A 17,251-nucleotide genomic window follows, 5' to 3' on the forward strand; every position below is an offset into this window, starting at 1 on the left:
GGGCGACGACATGTTCTGCCCTTTCTGCCGCCACCCGGACTCCCGCGTCGTCGACTCACGGACGAGCGACGACGGAACCTCCATCCGCCGCCGTCGACAGTGCCCGAACTGCGGACGACGCTTCTCGACCACCGAGACCGCGTCGCTCAACGTCGTCAAGCGCAACGGCGTCACCGAACCCTTCAGCCGCGACAAGATCGTCTCCGGCGTGCGCAAGGCCTGCCAGGGGCGACCGGTCACCGACGGCGACCTGGCCGTGCTCGCGCAGCGCGTCGAGGAGACCGTGCGGTCGTCCGGCTCGAGCCAGATCGACGCGAACGACATCGGCCTCGCGATCCTCGCGCCGCTCCGTGAGCTGGACGAGGTCGCGTACCTGCGGTTCGCCAGCGTCTACCAGGCCTTCGACTCGCTCGAGGACTTCGAGGACGCCATCAGCCAGCTCCGCCGTGACCACCACGGTGCTGCGGCCGCTGGGGTTGCGGGTGCCGGGTCGCCTTCGGGTGCCGGCGCGTCGCCTTCGGGTGCCGCCGGCTCGCCGGCGGGTGCCGGCGCGTGAGCGGGGTCGCGGAAGGCCTGGTCCGGTCCGGGTACGCCGTCGTCTTCCGGTCGGTCTTCGCCAAGATGGACCCCGAGCGGGCCCATCACCTGGCGTTCGCCGTCATCAAGGCGCTGCCCCACGTCCCGTTCGTCGGCGGTCTGGTCGAGCGGTACTCCCGCCCGGCAGCTGCTGACGGCATCACGACGATGGGCATCCACTTCCCGTCGCGCTTCGGCCTCGCCGCCGGGTTCGACAAGGACGCCCGCGGCATCGGCGGCCTCGGCCTGCTCGGCTTCGGTCACGTCGAGGTCGGCACGATCACGGCGAAGCCCCAGCCCGGCAACGAGCGTCCGCGCCTGTTCCGTCTCATCGAGGACCGCGCCCTCATCAACCGGATGGGCTTCAACAACCACGGCGCCGGTGCTGCTGCCCGACGGCTCGAGCGCGCCCGACGCAACCCGGGTCGCCCGGTCATCGGCGTGAACATCGGCAAGAGCCGGGTCGTCGCCGTCGAGGACGCCATCGACGACTACCTCGAGTCGACACGACGCCTCGCGCCGTTCGCCGACTACCTGGCGGTCAACGTCAGCTCCCCGAACACGCCCGGCCTGCGCGGCCTGCAGGAACTCGACCAGCTCCGACCGCTGCTGTCCGCCGTCCGCGACGCCGCCGGTGACACGCCCGTGCTGGTGAAGATCGCGCCGGACCTGACCGACGAGCAGGTCGACGCCATCGCCGGCCTCGCGGTGTCGCTCGGGCTGTCGGGCATCATCGCCAACAACACGACGATCTCCCGTGAGGGGCTCGCCGCGGACCCGGCCGACGTCGAGGCAATGGGTGCCGGGGGACTCTCCGGCGCTCCCGTGGCCGCGCGCTCGCTCGAGGTGCTGCGTCGGGTCCGTGCCGCGGTGCCCGCCGAGTTCTGTGTCATCGCCGTCGGCGGGGTGACGACCGAGCAGGACGTGCAGGACCGCATCGACGCCGGGGCCACCCTCGTGCAGGGCTACACGGCGTTCCTCTACGAGGGGCCGAGCTGGGCCACGCGCATCAACCGCTTGCGGCGCAAGCGGTTGCGCCGCGCCGCGCGCTGAGCCGGCGGGCGGGCGGGCGCGTGCCGTCCGGCGCGTCCCGGACGTCCCGCCCGTCGTTCCCGGCCGTCCCGCCTGGCACCCTCCAGGTTCCGAAATCTCGGCATCTCGCGGCTCTCGGCGGCCGTCTGTGGAACCTCGGCGGCGTGCATGCGGCGAGTCGTGGAACCTCGCCGGCCACCCCTGGGACGGGAGGCCCGGTGCGGTCCCGCCACGGGCCTCCCGTCCGTCGGTGCGTGGCCAAGCCCGGCCGCGGCCGCTGAGTGTCCGAGATTTCGGAACCTGGGCGCGCGGGCGGGCCGTCTGTGGAACCTCGGCGACGCGCACGCGGCGAGTCGTGGAACCTCGGCAGCGCGCGCACGCCGGAACGACGAAGCGCCGCCCGGCGAGGCCGGACGGCGCTTCGGACAGCGACCCTGGGGTCAGAGGGCGGGGTACTGCCCGCGCTTGACCTGGGGCTTCGGCAGACGCAGGAACCGCAGCTGCCACGCGCGCGTCAGGATGTAGAGGAACGTGCCGCGCTGCATCTCGCCGAACTTGGTGGTGAGCTTGCGACGCATCGACAGCCAGAGGACCACGCAGTCGATCACGAACAGGGCCACGAACGCCCACACGAGCAGGAGCGAGTACGAGGCGATCGCGGTCTGCGAGGCGGCGAAGCCGACGATCAGGAACAGCACGAGCACCGGCATCATGATCTCGCCGACGTTCCAGCGTGCGTCGATCCAGTTGCGGACGAAGCGACGCTGCTCACCGCGGTCCTTCGCCGGCAGGTAGCGCTCCTCGCCGTTCGCCATGCCGACGCGGGCACGCTCGCGGTCCGAGTTGAGACGCGCGCGGGCGGCCTTCTTGTCGACCGGCGTGTTGCCGACGAGCGGGCGGCGGTTCGCTGCCTCGCGCTCACGGCGGGACGGCGTCGGGCGGCCCTTGCCCTGCTCGAGGAGTTCTTCCTCGGTGGGGTTCACGGTCGTGTTGGTCTTGGGGGCTGCCTTCGCCACGGTGCGTTCCTAACGGCGTTGTGCGTGCGGGATCGTCCTCTAGATTACCGGGCATGACCGACACCGCACAGCCCAGCTCCGCGACCGACCCCGCTCTCCTCGACGCCCTGCGCGAACAGGTGCAGGGTGCACTGCCCACGACGATCGCCGATCTGTCCGCGCTGGTGCGGATCCCGTCGGTGTCGTGGTCGGCGTTCGACGAGTCGCACGTGCTCGCGAGCGCGCGTGCCGTGGCGGACCTGGCGCTGAGCACCGGTGTCTTCGCCGAGGACGAGGTGGAGATCATCCGTTCGGCCATCAGCGACGACGAGCCGCTCGAGCTCGGTCAGCCCGCCGTGCTCGCCGTCCGCCCGGCCCGGAACGGCAAGCCGACCGTCATGCTCTACGCCCACCACGACGTGCAGCCGCAGGGCGACGACGCCCTGTGGGAGACGCCGCCGTTCGAGCCGACCCTCCGCGGTGACCGGCTGTACGGTCGCGGCGCCTCGGACGACAAGGCCGGTGTGATGACCCACATCGCGTCACTCCGAGCGATCCACGCGCAGTTCGGCGACGACCTCGACCTCGGTGTCGTCCTGTTCGTCGAGGGCGAGGAGGAGTTCGGCTCCCGGTCCTTCCGCACCTTCCTCGCCGACCAGAAGGAGCGCCTGGCAGCCGACGTCATCGTGGTCGCCGACAGTGACAACTGGTCGGTGGACGTGCCGTCGATCACGGTCTCGCTCCGCGGCAACGTCACCTTCAAGCTCACCCTGACGACCCTCGAGCACGCCAGCCACAGCGGGATGTTCGGGGGAGCGGCGCCGGACGCCATGATCCCGATGGTCAAGCTGCTCGCGTCGCTGCACGACGACGCCGGTTCGGTCGCCGTCGACGGGCTCACCTCGTACGATGCCGACGTCCCGGCACGGACCGACGACGAGCTCGCCGTGGACGCGGCCCTGGTCGAGGGCGTCCGACCGATCGGCACCGGCGAGGTCCTGTCGCGCATGTGGTTCCAGCCGTCGATCACCGTGACCGGCATGGACGTGCCGAGCGTTGCGAACGCCTCCAACACGCTGCTGCCGACCGTCTCCGCCCGCGTGTCGGTGCGGGTCGCACCCGGCCAACCCGCCACGGAGGCGTACGCGGCCGTCGAGCGGCACCTGCGGGCACACGTGCCCTTCGGTGCCCGGATGGAGATCTCCGAGCCGGACAGCGGCGACGGCTTCCTCGTCGACACGGCCGGCTGGGCCGTCCAGGAGGCCCGCACGGCCATGCGCGAGGGCTGGGGTGCCGAGGCGGTCGAACAGGGCATCGGCGGCTCGATCCCGTTCGTCTCGGACCTCGCCGCGGAGTTCCCGGAGGCCCAGATCCTGGTCACCGGGGTGGAGGACCCGGACACCCGCGCCCACAGCCCGAACGAGTCGCAGCACCTCGGCGTCCTGCACCGGGCCATCGCGTCCGAGGCGATCCTGCTCGCCAGGCTCGCGACGCGCAGCTGACGGTGCTTACAATCGAGGCCAGGCGCGGTGAACCGCACCGCCCGGAGGGAGACGCGCGATGAGCGACACCATCACCACCGACGCACCGGTGACCGAGGCGGCCTCGCACGGCGTCCTCCTGAGCGACGCCGCGGCCGGCAAGGTGGCGAGTCTCCTCGAGCAGGAGGGCCGCGACGACCTGCGACTGCGCCTCGCCGTCCAGCCCGGGGGCTGCTCGGGTCTGATCTACCAGCTGTACTTCGACGAGCGCCTGCTCGACGGTGACGTCACCGCCGAGTTCGATGGGGTCGAGGTCGTCGTCGACAAGATGAGCGTCCCGTACCTCGATGGCGCGACGATCGACTTCGAGGACACCATCCAGAAGCAGGGCTTCACGATCGACAACCCGAACGCGCAGGGCAGCTGCGCGTGCGGTGACAGCTTCCACTGATCACCAGCCGATCCGACACGCGAGCGGGGAGCGACCGACACGGTCGCTCCCCGCTCGCGTTCGTCGGGGGATGCGGTCGCAGTGTGACCGGGGAAAACGGCCGGTCAGGAGTGCGGATCGCGGCGATGAGCGTGTCGGGTGTGCGCGAGCGGTACCGAGCTGCGAGTAAGCTAGGAGTGTTCCAATCAAGCTGGGAGCCAGCCAAGTGTCGCCTTCGTGCGGCTCGGCGGGTTCGGCTCCGGGCTCACGTCTTTTGCGAGAGGTAACAGTGCGTTCGAATCGCCGTATACGTTGGGCGGCCGTCCCGGTGGCCGTCGGTCTGGTCATCGCACTGGCTGGCTGCACGCAGCAGCAGATGAACGGATGGCTCCCCGGCACGGAGGAGACGAAGGACGTCACCAACCACACGAGCCGCATCGTCGGCCTGTGGACCACCAGCTGGGTGGTGCTCCTCGCCGTCGGTCTCATCGTCTGGGGCCTGATCATCTGGGCCGCCATCGTGTACCGCCGCCGGAAGGGCCAGACCGGCCTGCCCGTGCAGATGCGCTACAACATGCCGCTCGAGATCTTCTACACGATCGTGCCGCTCATCCTGGTGCTCGGCTTCTTCGCCTTCACCGCGAAGGACCAGGCCGCGATCGAGAAGCCGTTCGACGACCCCGACGCCACCGTGCACGTGTACGGCAAGCGCTGGGCGTGGGACTTCAACTACATCAACAAGGACAACCCCGAGGACAGCGTCTACTACCAGGGCATCCAGGCCCAGGAAGAAGAGAACGCCAAGGGCGCCATCGACGAGTCGCAGCTGCCGACCCTCTACCTGCCGCAGGGCAAGAAGGTCGCGATCGAGCTCTCCTCGCGCGACGTCGACCACTCCTTCTGGATCATCGACTTCCTGTACAAGAAGGACATGCTCCCCGGCAAGACGAACTGGGAGTACTTCATCCCGGAGAAGCTCGGGACGTACCAGGGCAAGTGCGCGGAGCTCTGCGGTGAGTACCACTCGCTGATGCTCTTCCAGGTGAAGGTCGTCACGCCGGCGCAGTACCAGGACTACCTCGACACCCTGAAGGACCAGGGCAAGGTCGGGCTCCTCGGTGACGAGTACAACACCAACACGAACGAACCGAACAACAAGGCGCCGGTCGAGGCGTCCAGCGAGAACAAGTAGGGGCTCGTCAGATGACAACGTCTTTCGTCGGCCAACCGACCCAGACTGCTTCGCCGGACTTCCAGGCGTCGAAGGTGGGCCGGAAGGGCAACATCATCGTCCGGTGGATCACCTCCACCGACCACAAGACCATCGGGTACATGTACCTGATCGCGTCGTTCGTCTTCTTCCTGCTCGCGGGTGTGATGGCCCTGGTCATCCGTGCCCAGCTGTTCGAGCCCGGCCTGCACGTGGTCGCGACGAAGGAGCAGTACAACCAGCTCTTCACGATGCACGGCACGATCATGCTGCTGATGTTCGCGACGCCGCTCTTCTCGGGATTCGCGAACGCGATCATGCCGCTCCAGATCGGTGCTCCCGACGTTGCCTTCCCGCGACTCAACGGCTTCGCGTTCTGGCTCTACCTGTTCGGCTCGCTCATCGCGGTCGGCGGCTTCCTCACCCCGCAGGGTGCGGCCTCGTTCGGCTGGTTCGCCTACGCGCCACTGAGTGACACGACGTTCACACCAGGGCTCGGCGGCACACTCTGGGTCTTCGGACTCGGCATGACCGGCTTCTCGACGATCCTCGGCGCGGTGAACTTCATCACCACCATCATCACGATGCGTGCCCCGGGTCTGACGATGTTCCGCATGTCGATCTTCACGTGGAACACCCTCGTGACGGCGCTGCTCGTCCTGATGGCCTTCCCGGTGCTCGCCACCGCGCTGTTCGGCCTCGGGCTCGACCGGGTGTTCGACGCGCAGATCTTCAACCCGGCCAACGGCGGTGCCCTGCTCTGGCAGCACCTGTTCTGGTTCTTCGGGCACCCCGAGGTGTACATCATCGCGCTGCCGTTCTTCGGCATCGTGTCCGAGGTCTTCCCGGTCTTCAGCCGCAAGCCGATCTTCGGGTACAAGACCCTCGTCTACGCGACCATCGCGATCGCGGCCCTGTCGGTCACGGTCTGGGCGCACCACATGTACGTCACCGGTGGCGTCCTGCTGCCCTGGTTCTCGCTCATGACGATGCTCATCGCGGTCCCGACCGGCGTGAAGATCTTCAACTGGGTCGGCACCATGTGGCGCGGCTCGGTGACCTTCGAGACCCCGCTGCTGTGGGCCGTCGGCTTCCTCATCACGTTCACGTTCGGTGGCCTCACCGGTGTGATCCTGGCGTCGCCGCCGCTCGACTTCCACGTGTCCGACTCGTACTTCGTCGTGGCGCACTTCCACTACGTGGTCTTCGGCACCGTCGTCTTCGCGATGTTCTCCGGCTTCTACTTCTGGTGGCCGAAGTGGACGGGCAAGATGCTCAACGAGCGTCTCGGCAAGATCCACTTCTGGCTCCTGTTCATCGGGTTCCACACCACGTTCCTCATCCAGCACTGGCTGGGCGTCATCGGCATGCCGCGTCGTTACGCGACCTACCTGCCGAACGACGGCTTCACCTGGATGAACCAGCTGTCGACGATCGGCTCGATGATCCTCGCGATCTCGTTCCTGCCGTTCATCTTCAACGTCTACGTGACGGCCCGGAACGCACCGAAGGTCGCCGTGAACGACCCGTGGGGCTACGGCCGCTCGCTCGAGTGGGCCACCAGCTGCCCGCCGCCCCGCCACAACTTCACGTCGATCCCGCGGATCCGTTCCGAGTCCCCGGCCTTCGACCTGAACCACCCCGAGGCAGGTGTGCCGATCGGTGTCGGCCCCGCGAAGGACGCCCCGGATGCCCCGACCTACGACGCCGCGAAGGGCGAGGTGAAGTAAGCCGATGCGCGCGAACACCAACCTGTTCTGGATCCTCTTCGGGTTCTTCATCCTCGCGGACGCCGCGTACACGATCTGGGCGCTGCTCTACTACGGCCACCCGGAGTGGGTCGGCACCGTGGCGATCGGCCTGACCGGCATCATGTCCGCGTTCATCGCCTTCTACCTCGGCAAGGTCATGGCGTCCCAGGGCGGCGTGCTGCCCGAGGACCGCCCTGACGCCAACATCGAGGACGGCGACGCCGAGCTCGGGCACTTCAGCCCGTGGTCGTGGTGGCCCATCCTGCTGGCAGCAGCGGTCGCCGTCTGCTTCCTCGGTGTCGCAGCCGGGCTGTGGATCGTCCCGATCGGACTCGCCCTGGTGGCGGTCACCCTGGTCGGCTGGGTCTACGAGTACTACCGCGGCAACTTCGGGCACTGACCTGACGCTGCAACGCACCTGACACTTCGGGCGGCACCACATCCGGTGCCGCCCGAAGTGCGTCCAGGCGCTGCACGACCACAGCACACGACCCGGCGCTGCCAACGCAGCGCACGACCCGGCGCTGCACACCACAGCGCCCCACGATCTCCGGTCCCCGATCCGGAACAAACGGGCCCGCCCGCGGCTTGACTGGAGCGGACCTCCCACCACAGCGAAAGGAGTCACCTCAGGTGACCGACAAGCGCACCCTCATCATCTTCGGCGCGACGGGCGACCTCGCCTCCCGCCTGCTGCTGCCGGGCCTCGGCACGTTCCTGCAGAGCGGTCGAGCGGTTCCCGTCCAGCTCATCGGCACGGGCCGCAGCGCCCGCAGCGAAGAGCAGTGGAAGGACATCGTCACGAAGTCCTTCGCGTCGCAGGACGTGAAGGGCCCCGAGGTCGACGCCACGCTCGCGTCGACCCAGTTCATCCAGGGCGACCCCACCGACCCGGAGCACCTCACGGCACTGCTCGACGCGGCCGAGGCCGAGCCGATCCTCTACTTCGCCCTGCCCCCGCAGATCGCCTCCGACATCTGCGAGGCACTGCAGCAGGTCGAGCTCCCCGCTGGCACCACCCTCGCCTTCGAGAAGCCGTTCGGCACCGACGTCGCGAGCGCCCAGGCCCTCAACGAGACCGTGCTGAAGCTGGTCCCGGAAGAGCGCGTGCACCGCACCGACCACTTCCTCGGACGCACCACGGTCCTGAACATCATCGGTCTGCGCTTCGCGAACCGCCTGTTCGAGCCGATCTGGAACGCCGACAACATCGAGAAGGTCGACGTCTTCTACGACGAGACCCTCGGTCTCGAGAACCGCGCCCAGTACTACGACGAGGCCGGCGCGATGGTCGACATGATCCAGTCGCACCTGCTGCAGATCCTCGGCATCGTGACGATGGACGCCCCGGCGGACATCGACGCGGTCGAGTTCCGCTCGTCCCTGGCCCGGGTGCTCCGTTCGACGCGGCTCAAGGGTGACGACGCGAAGATCGCGTCGCGCCGTGCCGTCTACACGGCCGGCACGATCGATGGCAAGGAGCTGCCGTCGTACCAGGACGAGGACGGCGTCGACAAGTCGCGGAGCACCGAGACGCTCGCCGAGATCTCGGTCGAGGTCGACACCGCCCGTTGGAAGGGCGTCCCGCTCACGCTGCGGTCCGGCAAGGCACTCGGCAACAGCCGGAAGGAGGTGCTGATCACCTTCAAGCCGGTCACGCGCCTGCCCTCCGGCCTGAGCGGTCGCCCGAAGGCGGACACGCTCCGCATCGTCCTGAACCCGGACGAGATCGAGCTGACCGTGTCGGCCAACGGCGGTGGCAACCCGTTCGAGATGGGCCAGGTCACCCTGTCGTCGTCGTTCAGCGACGGCGAGCTGACCCCCTACGGCGAGGTCCTGAACGGCATCTTCCACGACGACCCGCTGCTTTCGATCCGCGGCGACGTGGCCGAGCGCTGCTGGGAGATCGTCGAGCCGGTCGTCAAGGCATGGAAGGCCGACGAGGTCCCGCTCGAGGAGTACCGCGCCGGTTCGCGCGGCCCGGCGGACTGGGAGTCGTCGTCCTGACGGACGTGACCGTCGCGCCCTGAACGGGCGGAACTGCGGACGGGAGGCACGGTGCCAGCTGGCACCGTGCCTCCCGTCCGTTTCGTGGTCAGGACCACCGCATCAGGCGGGGTTGCCCGCCCGCTCGCCCTCGCCGGTCCACGAGCGGGTGCCACCGTCGTGTACGGGCAGCCGCGTGCGGTGCCCGGTCGACGCGCCCCGCGCCCGCGCGATCGCGTCCGACGCGGACACGAGCGTCAGGTGCGACAGCACCTGCGGCGTGTTGCCGACGTGGTGTCCGGTGGCGACGTCGATCTCCTCGGAGAGCATGCCGACGTCGTTGGCGTACCCGACGAGCACGTCCATGAGGCGCTCGGCGTCGTCGATCCGCCCCGATGCCGCGTACTGCTCGACCAGCCAGAACGAGCACGCCAGGAACGGGTGCTCCGCGCCGGCGAGCCCGTCGAACCCCGACGACGTCCGGTACCGCAGCACGAGGCCGTCGGCGCCGGTGGACAGGTCCTGCTCGATGGCGGCGACGGTGCCGGTCATGCGGGCGTCGTGGGCGGAGACGTAGCCGATCTGCGGCAGGACGAGCAGGCTCGCGTCGACCTCGTCGGTGTCGTAGTGCTGCCGGTAGCTGCCGCGTGCAGCGTTCCAGCCGTGCTCCTCGATCTCGGCCCGGACCTGGTCGCGCAGGGTGCGCCAGCGGTCCACGGGCCCTTCGAGACCGAACTCCTCGACCGCGGCGACCCCACGGTCGAACGCGGCCCAGATCATCGCGCGCGAGTGCGTGAAGTGCCGTCGCGGGCCGCGCATCTCCCAGATGCCGTTGTCGGGCTCCTGCCAGTGCTCCTCGACGTAGCCGAGCAGGGCGCGCTGCAGTGCCCACGAGTCGGCGTTCTCCTCGACCCCGAGCTCGCGGGCGTCGTGCAGGGCGGCCAGGACCTCGCCGAACACGTCGCCCTGGTACTGCGTGTACGCGCCGTTGCCGACCCGGACGGGCGTCGAGCCGGCGTACCCGGGCAGGTGCGGGAGCTCCCGTTCCGGCAGTTCGCGCTCCCCGGCGATGCCGTACATGATCTGCACGTCGGCGGGGTCGCCCGCGATGGCGCGGAGCAACCAGCCGCGCCAGTGAGCCGCCTCGTCGCGGTAGCCGTGCGCGATGAGCGAGGCGAGGGCGAGGGAGGCGTCGCGGAGCCAGACGTAGCGGTAGTCCCAGTTGCGTTCACCGCCCGGGTCCTCCGGCAGGCTCGTGGTCACGGCGGCCACCACGCCGCCGGTCTCGCCGTGGGTCATCGCGCGGAGCAGCAAGAGTGAGCGGCGGGCGGCGTCGGCGTAGCGTCCCTCGGTGCGCGCCGTCGCCATCCAGTCCGTCCACCACGTCACGGTGCGGTGGAGTTCGGCGTCGACGTCGACGGGCTCCGGGGGCTCGCGGTGCGAGGGGTACCAGGTGAGCACGGTGTCGAGCACGTCACCGTCGTGGATCGTCGCGGTGGCCGTGTGCCGGTGGTCCGAGGCCCGGAAGCGCGGGCCGCGCACGATGACCGACCCGGGGCCGGCGGTGGCGAGCAGTGCAGGGTCCTCGTCGCCGCCGATCTGGCGCACCCACGGCAGCGCGAGGGCGTAGTCGAACCGGATCCGCAGGGTCTGCTGCACCTCGACCGTGCCGCTCAGGCCGCGGACACGCCGGACGATGGACGGGCGGTGGGCGCCGACGGGCATGAACTCGGTCACCTCGACGGCACCGTCCGCCGTGGTCCAGACCGTCGACAGGACGAGCGTGTCGCCGCGGTACTTCCGGTGCGCCGTCGCGGCGGGGTCGGTCGGTCGGAGCGTCCAGTGCCCGTGGTCCTCGGAGCCGAGCAGCGAGGCGAACGTGGCGGCGCTGTCGAAGCGCGGCAGGCACGCCCAGTCGATCGTGCCGTCGCGACCGACGAGCGCGGCGGTCGAGGTGTCGCCGATGACGGCGTGGTCCTCGATCAGGTTCGGGGGAGTCGCGGGGGGCGCGGGTGCTCGCTCGGTGTCGGCGGTCCGGTCCGTGTCGGTGCTCATGCCCCGATCGAACACCCGGAGGCCGAGCGTCGTGGCCGCGCGGACGGTCCGCTGGCCCTCTGGCGGCCGCGTGCCGTCGGCCGTCTGGCGGCAGTGTGCCGTCGGTGTGCATGAAGCCTCGCTCAGGTCGGGTCGGAGGCGTCCGCCTCGGCGAGCCCGACCCGCGCGAGTTCGGACCAGAGCCCGGCACCGTCGGGTGCGTAGACCCACGGCGCCGAGGTGTCGCGGGAGCGTTCCTGCGCCCGGGAGCGTCCGCCGGCCAGGACCGCCTCGCTCGTGGACAGCTGCCGGATGGCGACGCCCGCGACGTTCTCCGGGTGCTCGCGGGCGAACTCGCCGTACAGCGACTCGTCGTGCTGGCCGTCGTCGCCGACGAGCAGCCACTGCACGTCCGGGAAGTCCTTCGCCAGGCGCCGCAGGTTCTGCTGCTTGTGCAGCTGCCCGCTCCGGAAGAACCGGTCGTGCGTGGGGCCCCAGTCGGTGAGCAGGAGCGTGCCGGACGGGTACATGTTGCGGGTCAGGAAGCGCTGCAGGGTCGGCGCGACGTTCCAGGCACCGGTGGACAGGTACACGGTCGGGGAGCCGGGGTGCTGCGCCTGCACGCGTTCGTACAGCACGGACATGCCCGGCACGGGGCGGCGGGCGTGCTCGGTGAGGACGAAGGAGTTCCACGCCGCCAGCATCGGACGGGGGAGCGAGGTCACCATGACGGTGTCGTCGATGTCGGACAGCAACCCGAAGCGGGTGTCGGGGTGCACGACGAACACGTCCGCCTCGACGTCGCGCCCGCCGCCGGCCGACAACCGGACGGTGCGCCAGCCCGGCTCGAGGTCGATCGGCACGATGGTGTCGACGACCCCGCCACGGTCGGTCTCGACGACGTGCGAGACCCCACCGGCGGTGACGGTGACCTCGGCGTGGTCGACCGCGACGCTCGTGAAGCTCTTCCACCCGCGGACACCGGCGTACGAGACGTCGGAGGCGAGGCCACGGCGGGTCAGCAGCACGCGGCAGAGGATGCGGACCCAGCCGGGAGCGCCGTAGCCGGTGTAGGGGACGACGGTCGGGACCAGGCCACGGCTTCGGGCGCGGTGCTCGCGGAACTCCTGGACGGCGTCCTCGATGCGGGCCGCGCGGTGCAGGAGCGGCTCGGCCAACGACGGCTCGTGGGGCGTCGGGTCGGGCATCGCCCCATCATCCCATGCAGGACCCGGAAGTCCACGTCCCGCGGCACCTGTGGTGAGTCGCAGCCATGTTCCAGCCGGTCTCTGCGAAAATCGTCCTCGTCACACCAACGAACCGCGCTGGAGCGCAAGAGGAGAACACGTGCTCGTCACCGAGGTAACGAACGCTCTGCCGGGGGGATCATCACTGCTCAGGAACGAGCCGGTCCAAGCCCGCAGTTCGGCGCGCCTCGCGGGTCTGCTCGACGCTGCTGCCGCGGTGATCGACGAGATCGGGTTCGAGCGACTCACGACCGCGATGGTCGCCGAGCGGGCCGGCGCGTCCATCGGCACCGTCTACCGCTACTTCCCGGACCGCATCGCCGTGGTCGACGCGCTCGCGATCCGCTGCACGCAGCGGCTCGCCGCGCGCTTCGTCGCGGCGCTCGACGCGAGCGGCGCGGAGACCTGGCAGCAGGCCTGCGACGCGCTGATCGACGAGACCGCCGAGCTGTACCGCACCGAGCCCGGGTTCCGCGCGATCCGCTTCGGCGACACCGCGGACACCGGCACCGGTGACGCCGAGGACCGCATGGGAGCGCTCGGCGCCGCCGTCGGGCAGATCATGCGCGACCGGTTCGGGCTGCCCGACAACGAGCGCATCGCACGTGCCTGGGTCGTGCTGGCCGAGTCCGGCCACGCCGTGCTGGCGCGGGCGCACCGCGACCGCGAGCACCCCGACTCGGCGCTCATCGCCGAGTACCGCACGATGAGCCGTGCCCACATGGAGTCCGTGGTCGCCGCCGGCTGACCGCCGCGGGGTCCCGCACCCATCCGACGACGCCCGTGCTTCCGAACAGGAGGCGCGGGCGTCGTCGTCCGCGCTGGTTCCGTCGTGCGCTCGGTCCGGTCCACGGCGGTGCGCACCTGTCCGGGACGCGCCGCGTGCCGGAACGGGTGAACCGCTGTCGGACCCGACGGGTACTCTCATCCGGAGTCGGGCTACCTCCGAACAGAAGGGCACCCATGATCGAGTTCCGCTCGGTACGAAAGACCTACCCGGACGGCACCACCGCGGTCGACGACTTCGACCTCGTGATCCCGTCCCGGACCACGACCGTCTTCGTCGGCTCCAGCGGCTGCGGCAAGACGACGCTGCTCCGGATGATCAACCGCATGGTCGACCCCACCTCGGGTTCCGTGCAGATCGACGGATCCGACGTCTCCGGCGTCGACCCCGTGAAGCTCCGGCGGAGCATCGGGTACGTCATGCAGAACTCCGGTCTGCTGCCGCACCGCAAGGTCGTCGACAACATCGCGACCGTGCCCCTGCTCACCGGGGTGTCGAAGGCCGACGCCCGCACGCGTGCGCTCGAGCTCATGGACACCGTGGGACTCGACCGGGCGTTCGCCGACCGGTACCCGTCCCAGCTGTCCGGCGGGCAGCAGCAGCGCGTCGGTGTGGCCCGCGGCCTCGCCGTCGACCCGAACATCCTGCTCATGGACGAGCCCTTCGGCGCCGTCGACCCGCTGGTCCGCAACGACCTGCAGGACGAGCTCATCCGCCTGCAGCGTGAACTCGGCAAGACCGTCGTGTTCGTGACGCACGACATCGACGAGGCGTTCAAGCTCGGCGACCAGGTCGTCATCCTGAAGAAGGGCGGCGAGATCGCCCAGCAGGGCACGCCGTCCGAGATCCTCGCCGAGCCGGCGGACGACTTCGTCGCGAACTTCATCGGTGTGGGCCGTGGGCGTCGGTCGCTGCGCGTCGAGCACACCCCCACGGGCCCCATCGTCGTGGACGGCGACGGGCGTGCAGCCGGTGTCCTCACCGGACCGGTCAACGTCGTCGACGCCGCCGCAGCGGTGCAGGCCGACCCCGCATCGAACCAGGCCGGAGCGTCGCTCGACGCCCCGGGTGCTCCGGCGCAGGGTGAGGGCACGCGGTGAAGTGGGTCCTCGCGAACCTGGACACGATCCGTGACGCCACGGTCGCGCACCTGGCCATCGCCATCCCGCCGATCATCATCGCGTTCCTGCTGTCCATCCCCATCGGCTGGCTCGTCGTCCGCCTCCAGCGCCCCGGTGGATCGCGGTTCGCCTCGGGTGTCGGCAGCGGCATCGTGACGTTCGCCGGGCTGCTCTACGCGATCCCGTCCCTGGCGCTGTTCGTGGCGCTGCCGGGCATCATCGGCACCGGGCTGCAGAGCCCGGTCAACGTCGTGATCGGGTTGACCCTGTACGGCCTCGCGCTCATGGTCCGGTCGACCGTCGACGGGCTCACCTCGGTGGACTCGGGGACGAAGTCGGCCTCGACCGCGATGGGGTACTCGTCGGCGCAGCGGTTCTTCCGCGTCGAACTGCCGCTGGCCGGGCCGGTGCTGCTCGCCGGGCTGCGGGTGGTCTCGGTGTCCACGATCTCGCTGACCACCGTCGGCGCCGTCCTGGGCATCCAGAGCCTCGGCTCGCTGTTCACGGACGGCCTCGGCCGCGGGATCTACGAGGAGATCATCTCCGGCATCGTCATGGTCCTCGTCCTGGCGTTCGTGCTCGACGGGATCCTGGTGCTGCTCGGCCGGATCGTCATGCCGTGGACCCGGACGACCTCGGTGTCGCGTCGCCGGACCCGCCGTGTCCTGCAAGCAGCGGAGGTCGCCTCGTGATCATCGGACAGGCCTTCGCCTGGGTCTTCGACCCCACCAACTACTCCGGGTACAACGCGATCCCCGGCCGCCTCTGGGAGCACATCTGGATCACGCTGCTCGCCGTGGTGATCGCCTCGGTGATCGCCGTGCCGATCGGGTACGCCATCGGCCACACGCGCCGCGCACGGGGCTTCTCGATCGCCGTGTCCGGCGGGATCCGCGCACTGCCGACGCTCGGCGTGCTCTCCCTGTTCGGGCTCCTGCTCGGCATCGGCCTGCAGGCTCCGCTCCTGGCGCTCGTCGTGCTCGCCATCCCCTCGGTGCTGGCCGGTGCGTACTCGGGCATCGAGTCGGTCGAACCCGTGACCGTCGACGCCGCCAAGGCCCAGGGCATGACGGGGTGGCAGATCCTGTGGAAGGTCGAGGTCCCGCTCGGCCTGCCCCTGCTGATCGGCGGCTTCCGCGCAGCCGTGCTGCAGGTCGTGGCCACGGCGACGCTCGCCGCGTACGTCGGTGCCGGCGGCCTCGGCGGCTACTTCTTCCTCGGTCTGAAGACCCAGGACTACGCCGAGATGCTCGGCGCCTCCATCCTCGTGATCGCACTCGCGATCGCGTTCGAGATCGTGTTCGCCGTGCTGCAGCGGGCGTCGGTGCCCAAGGGCACCGCCGACCCGTCGGCCCGGCAGCGCCAGGGATCGCGCGAGCGAGCCCGCAATCCCATCCCGGAAGGAAATCCATCGTGATCACAGCAAAGATCCGTGCGGGCGTCGCAGCAGCGCTCGCACTGGGCGTCGCCGCCGCCCTGACCGGCTGCGCGTCGAGCGACCCGCTCGACAGCGGCTCCAGCGCGTCGTCCGACTCCAAGACGATCGTCGTCGGCTCGCAGCAGTACTACTCGAACGAGATCATCGCCGAGCTGTACGCACAGGTCCTCGAGAAGAACGGCTTCGAGGTCAAGCGCAACTTCAACATCGGGCAGCGCGAGGTCTACATCCCGCAGCTCGAGAAGGGCGCGATCGACGTCATGCCCGAGTACAGCGGCAACCTGCTGCAGTACTTCGACAAGGACTCCACGGCGAAGACCGCCGACCAGATCGACGACGGCCTCGAGACGGCGCTGCCGAAGGGCCTCCGGGTCCTCGACGAGGCCGAGGCGACCGACCAGGACGGCTACACCGTCACGAAGAAGTTCTCCGAGGACAACGACGTGACGAGCCTGGCCGACCTGAAGGACGTCACGTCGAAGCTCACCGTCGGCGCGAACTCCGAGTTCCAGACCCGTCCGTACGGTCCGAAGGGCCTGAAGTCGGTCTACGGCGTCGACGTCGACTTCAAGGCGGTCGAGGACTCCGGCGGAGCCCTGACGGTCAAGGCGCTGAAGGACGGCACCGTCCAGCTCGCCGACATCTACAGCGCCGACCCGAGCATCAAGGCGAACGACTTCGTCACGCTCGAGGACCCGGAGAACCTGATCCTGCCGCAGAACGTCATCCCCGTCGTCTCCGACAAGGTGAACGACAAGGCCGCGGACGCGATCGACTCGGTCAACGAGAAGCTGACGCCCGAGGCCCTGATCGAGCTCAACACCAAGAGCACGGCGGACAAGGAGAAGGCGTCCACCATCGCCAAGGAGTTCCTGACCGACGAGGGCCTGCTGTAACAGCAGTCCTCGTGCGTTAGACGACAGGCGTCGGGCAACTGCCCGGCGCCTGTCGTCGTTCGGCGGAGCGGGGATCGGCACATCCGTGCCGCACGGTTGTGCCGTGCAGCACCCTTGCACGTTCGTGCAGGGAACATTTCTACAAGTTGTCGAAGTCGGTGGTGACGCGGTACCGTTGAAGAGTCCCAACGGCTGTGACATCTGATGTATCCGTTCCACAGGAAGACACTGACGTGCACCGACTGCGCGCGGCGACCCGACTGGGAA

16 protein-coding genes are annotated in these 17,251 nt (G+C 69.5%); 13 read left to right on the plus strand and 3 right to left on the minus strand.

The window, feature by feature from the left end:
* Positions 1-10 precede the first annotated feature (10 nt).
* Together nrdR and EDF47_RS00350 are read left to right on the plus strand one after the other, a co-directional pair.
* Positions 11-556: a transcriptional regulator NrdR gene (nrdR, locus tag EDF47_RS00345; RefSeq protein ID WP_131878964.1), complete on the plus strand. Its 546-nt coding sequence runs from the start codon at positions 11-13 to the stop codon at positions 554-556.
* The gene (locus EDF47_RS00350; RefSeq protein WP_131878962.1) at positions 553-1,629 is read left to right on the plus strand and encodes a quinone-dependent dihydroorotate dehydrogenase; all 1,077 of its coding nucleotides are present in this window, start codon (positions 553-555) and stop codon (positions 1,627-1,629) included. The genes nrdR and EDF47_RS00350 overlap by 4 nt, the downstream gene beginning before the upstream one ends.
* Positions 1,630-2,048: 419 nt before the next feature.
* Here EDF47_RS00350 and EDF47_RS00355 read toward each other — a convergent pair whose 3' ends face one another.
* Positions 2,049-2,624, minus strand: coding sequence for a DUF3043 domain-containing protein (locus EDF47_RS00355; RefSeq protein ID WP_235035956.1), 576 nt, complete (start codon positions 2,622-2,624; stop codon positions 2,049-2,051).
* Positions 2,625-2,677: 53 nt separating this feature from the next.
* Here EDF47_RS00355 and EDF47_RS00360 point away from each other — a divergent pair, with 53 nt between their 5' ends.
* The 6 genes from EDF47_RS00360 to EDF47_RS00385 all read left to right on the plus strand — a co-directional run bounded on the left by EDF47_RS00360 (position 2,678) and on the right by EDF47_RS00385 (position 9,482).
* Positions 2,678-4,105 (plus strand): dipeptidase, encoded by a 1,428-nt coding sequence (locus tag EDF47_RS00360; RefSeq protein WP_131878960.1) that lies wholly within the window; start codon positions 2,678-2,680, stop codon positions 4,103-4,105.
* Positions 4,106-4,163: 58 nt separating this feature from the next.
* Positions 4,164-4,535, plus strand: coding sequence for an iron-sulfur cluster assembly accessory protein (locus EDF47_RS00365; RefSeq protein ID WP_111085771.1), 372 nt, complete (start codon positions 4,164-4,166; stop codon positions 4,533-4,535).
* A 268-nt stretch (positions 4,536-4,803) separates the two neighbouring features.
* The gene (coxB, locus tag EDF47_RS00370) at positions 4,804-5,706 is read left to right on the plus strand and encodes a cytochrome c oxidase subunit II (protein ID WP_111085770.1); all 903 of its coding nucleotides are present in this window, start codon (positions 4,804-4,806) and stop codon (positions 5,704-5,706) included.
* An 11-nt stretch (positions 5,707-5,717) separates the two neighbouring features.
* Positions 5,718-7,454, plus strand: a complete 1,737-nt coding sequence (gene ctaD / locus EDF47_RS00375; RefSeq protein ID WP_173168381.1) for a cytochrome c oxidase subunit I — start codon at positions 5,718-5,720, stop codon at positions 7,452-7,454.
* A 4-nt stretch (positions 7,455-7,458) separates the two neighbouring features.
* Entirely contained in the window at positions 7,459-7,875 is a 417-nt protein-coding gene (locus EDF47_RS00380; protein WP_111085768.1) for a cytochrome c oxidase subunit 4, read from the plus strand.
* 233 nt (positions 7,876-8,108) lie between these two features.
* Positions 8,109-9,482, plus strand: a complete 1,374-nt coding sequence (locus EDF47_RS00385; protein ID WP_133938203.1) for a glucose-6-phosphate dehydrogenase — start codon at positions 8,109-8,111, stop codon at positions 9,480-9,482.
* 102 nt (positions 9,483-9,584) lie between these two features.
* Here the strand turns inward: EDF47_RS00385 and EDF47_RS00390 are convergent, their stop codons facing one another.
* Both EDF47_RS00390 and EDF47_RS00395 read right to left on the minus strand, forming a co-directional pair.
* Positions 9,585-11,516: a glycoside hydrolase family 15 protein gene (locus EDF47_RS00390; protein ID WP_131878958.1), complete on the minus strand. Its 1,932-nt coding sequence runs from the start codon at positions 11,514-11,516 to the stop codon at positions 9,585-9,587.
* A 122-nt stretch (positions 11,517-11,638) separates the two neighbouring features.
* Positions 11,639-12,703 (minus strand): phosphatase domain-containing protein, encoded by a 1,065-nt coding sequence (locus tag EDF47_RS00395; RefSeq protein ID WP_131878956.1) that lies wholly within the window; start codon positions 12,701-12,703, stop codon positions 11,639-11,641.
* Between the two features lie 139 nt (positions 12,704-12,842).
* Here EDF47_RS00395 and EDF47_RS00400 point away from each other — a divergent pair, with 139 nt between their 5' ends.
* The 5 genes from EDF47_RS00400 to EDF47_RS00420 all read left to right on the plus strand — a co-directional run bounded on the left by EDF47_RS00400 (position 12,843) and on the right by EDF47_RS00420 (position 16,984).
* Positions 12,843-13,490, plus strand: a complete 648-nt coding sequence (locus EDF47_RS00400; protein WP_166673162.1) for a TetR/AcrR family transcriptional regulator — start codon at positions 12,843-12,845, stop codon at positions 13,488-13,490.
* 215 nt (positions 13,491-13,705) lie between these two features.
* Positions 13,706-14,629 (plus strand): ATP-binding cassette domain-containing protein, encoded by a 924-nt coding sequence (locus tag EDF47_RS00405; protein WP_123292493.1) that lies wholly within the window; start codon positions 13,706-13,708, stop codon positions 14,627-14,629.
* A complete protein-coding gene (locus EDF47_RS00410) occupies positions 14,626-15,342 on the plus strand; it encodes an ABC transporter permease subunit (RefSeq protein WP_123292494.1) in 717 nt (238 codons plus the stop codon). The genes EDF47_RS00405 and EDF47_RS00410 overlap by 4 nt, the downstream gene beginning before the upstream one ends.
* Positions 15,339-16,067 (plus strand): ABC transporter permease, encoded by a 729-nt coding sequence (locus EDF47_RS00415; RefSeq protein ID WP_111085762.1) that lies wholly within the window; start codon positions 15,339-15,341, stop codon positions 16,065-16,067. The genes EDF47_RS00410 and EDF47_RS00415 overlap by 4 nt, the downstream gene beginning before the upstream one ends.
* Positions 16,064-16,984: an ABC transporter substrate-binding protein gene (locus EDF47_RS00420; RefSeq protein ID WP_133938205.1), complete on the plus strand. Its 921-nt coding sequence runs from the start codon at positions 16,064-16,066 to the stop codon at positions 16,982-16,984. The genes EDF47_RS00415 and EDF47_RS00420 overlap by 4 nt, the downstream gene beginning before the upstream one ends.
* The last annotated feature ends 267 nt before the right edge of the window (positions 16,985-17,251 follow it).

It is taken from the genome of Curtobacterium sp. PhB190 (assembly GCF_004365385.1).
Taxonomy (GTDB): domain Bacteria; phylum Actinomycetota; class Actinomycetes; order Actinomycetales; family Microbacteriaceae; genus Curtobacterium.

What these genes read in the sequence shown, in the direction of transcription:
- nrdR (WP_131878964.1), top strand. Translation starts at nt 11, where the DNA reads ATGTTCTGCCCTTTCTGCCGCCACCCGGACTCCCGCGTCGTCGACTCA.
- EDF47_RS00390 (WP_131878958.1), bottom strand. Translation starts at nt 11,516, where the DNA reads ATGAGCACCGACACGGACCGGACCGCCGACACCGAGCGAGCACCCGCG.
- EDF47_RS00365 (WP_111085771.1), top strand. Translation starts at nt 4,164, where the DNA reads ATGAGCGACACCATCACCACCGACGCACCGGTGACCGAGGCGGCCTCG.
- EDF47_RS00360 (WP_131878960.1), top strand. Translation starts at nt 2,678, where the DNA reads ATGACCGACACCGCACAGCCCAGCTCCGCGACCGACCCCGCTCTCCTC.
- EDF47_RS00380 (WP_111085768.1), top strand. Translation starts at nt 7,459, where the DNA reads ATGCGCGCGAACACCAACCTGTTCTGGATCCTCTTCGGGTTCTTCATC.
- EDF47_RS00395 (WP_131878956.1), bottom strand. Translation starts at nt 12,703, where the DNA reads ATGCCCGACCCGACGCCCCACGAGCCGTCGTTGGCCGAGCCGCTCCTG.
- ctaD (WP_173168381.1), top strand. Translation starts at nt 5,718, where the DNA reads ATGACAACGTCTTTCGTCGGCCAACCGACCCAGACTGCTTCGCCGGAC.
- EDF47_RS00405 (WP_123292493.1), top strand. Translation starts at nt 13,706, where the DNA reads ATGATCGAGTTCCGCTCGGTACGAAAGACCTACCCGGACGGCACCACC.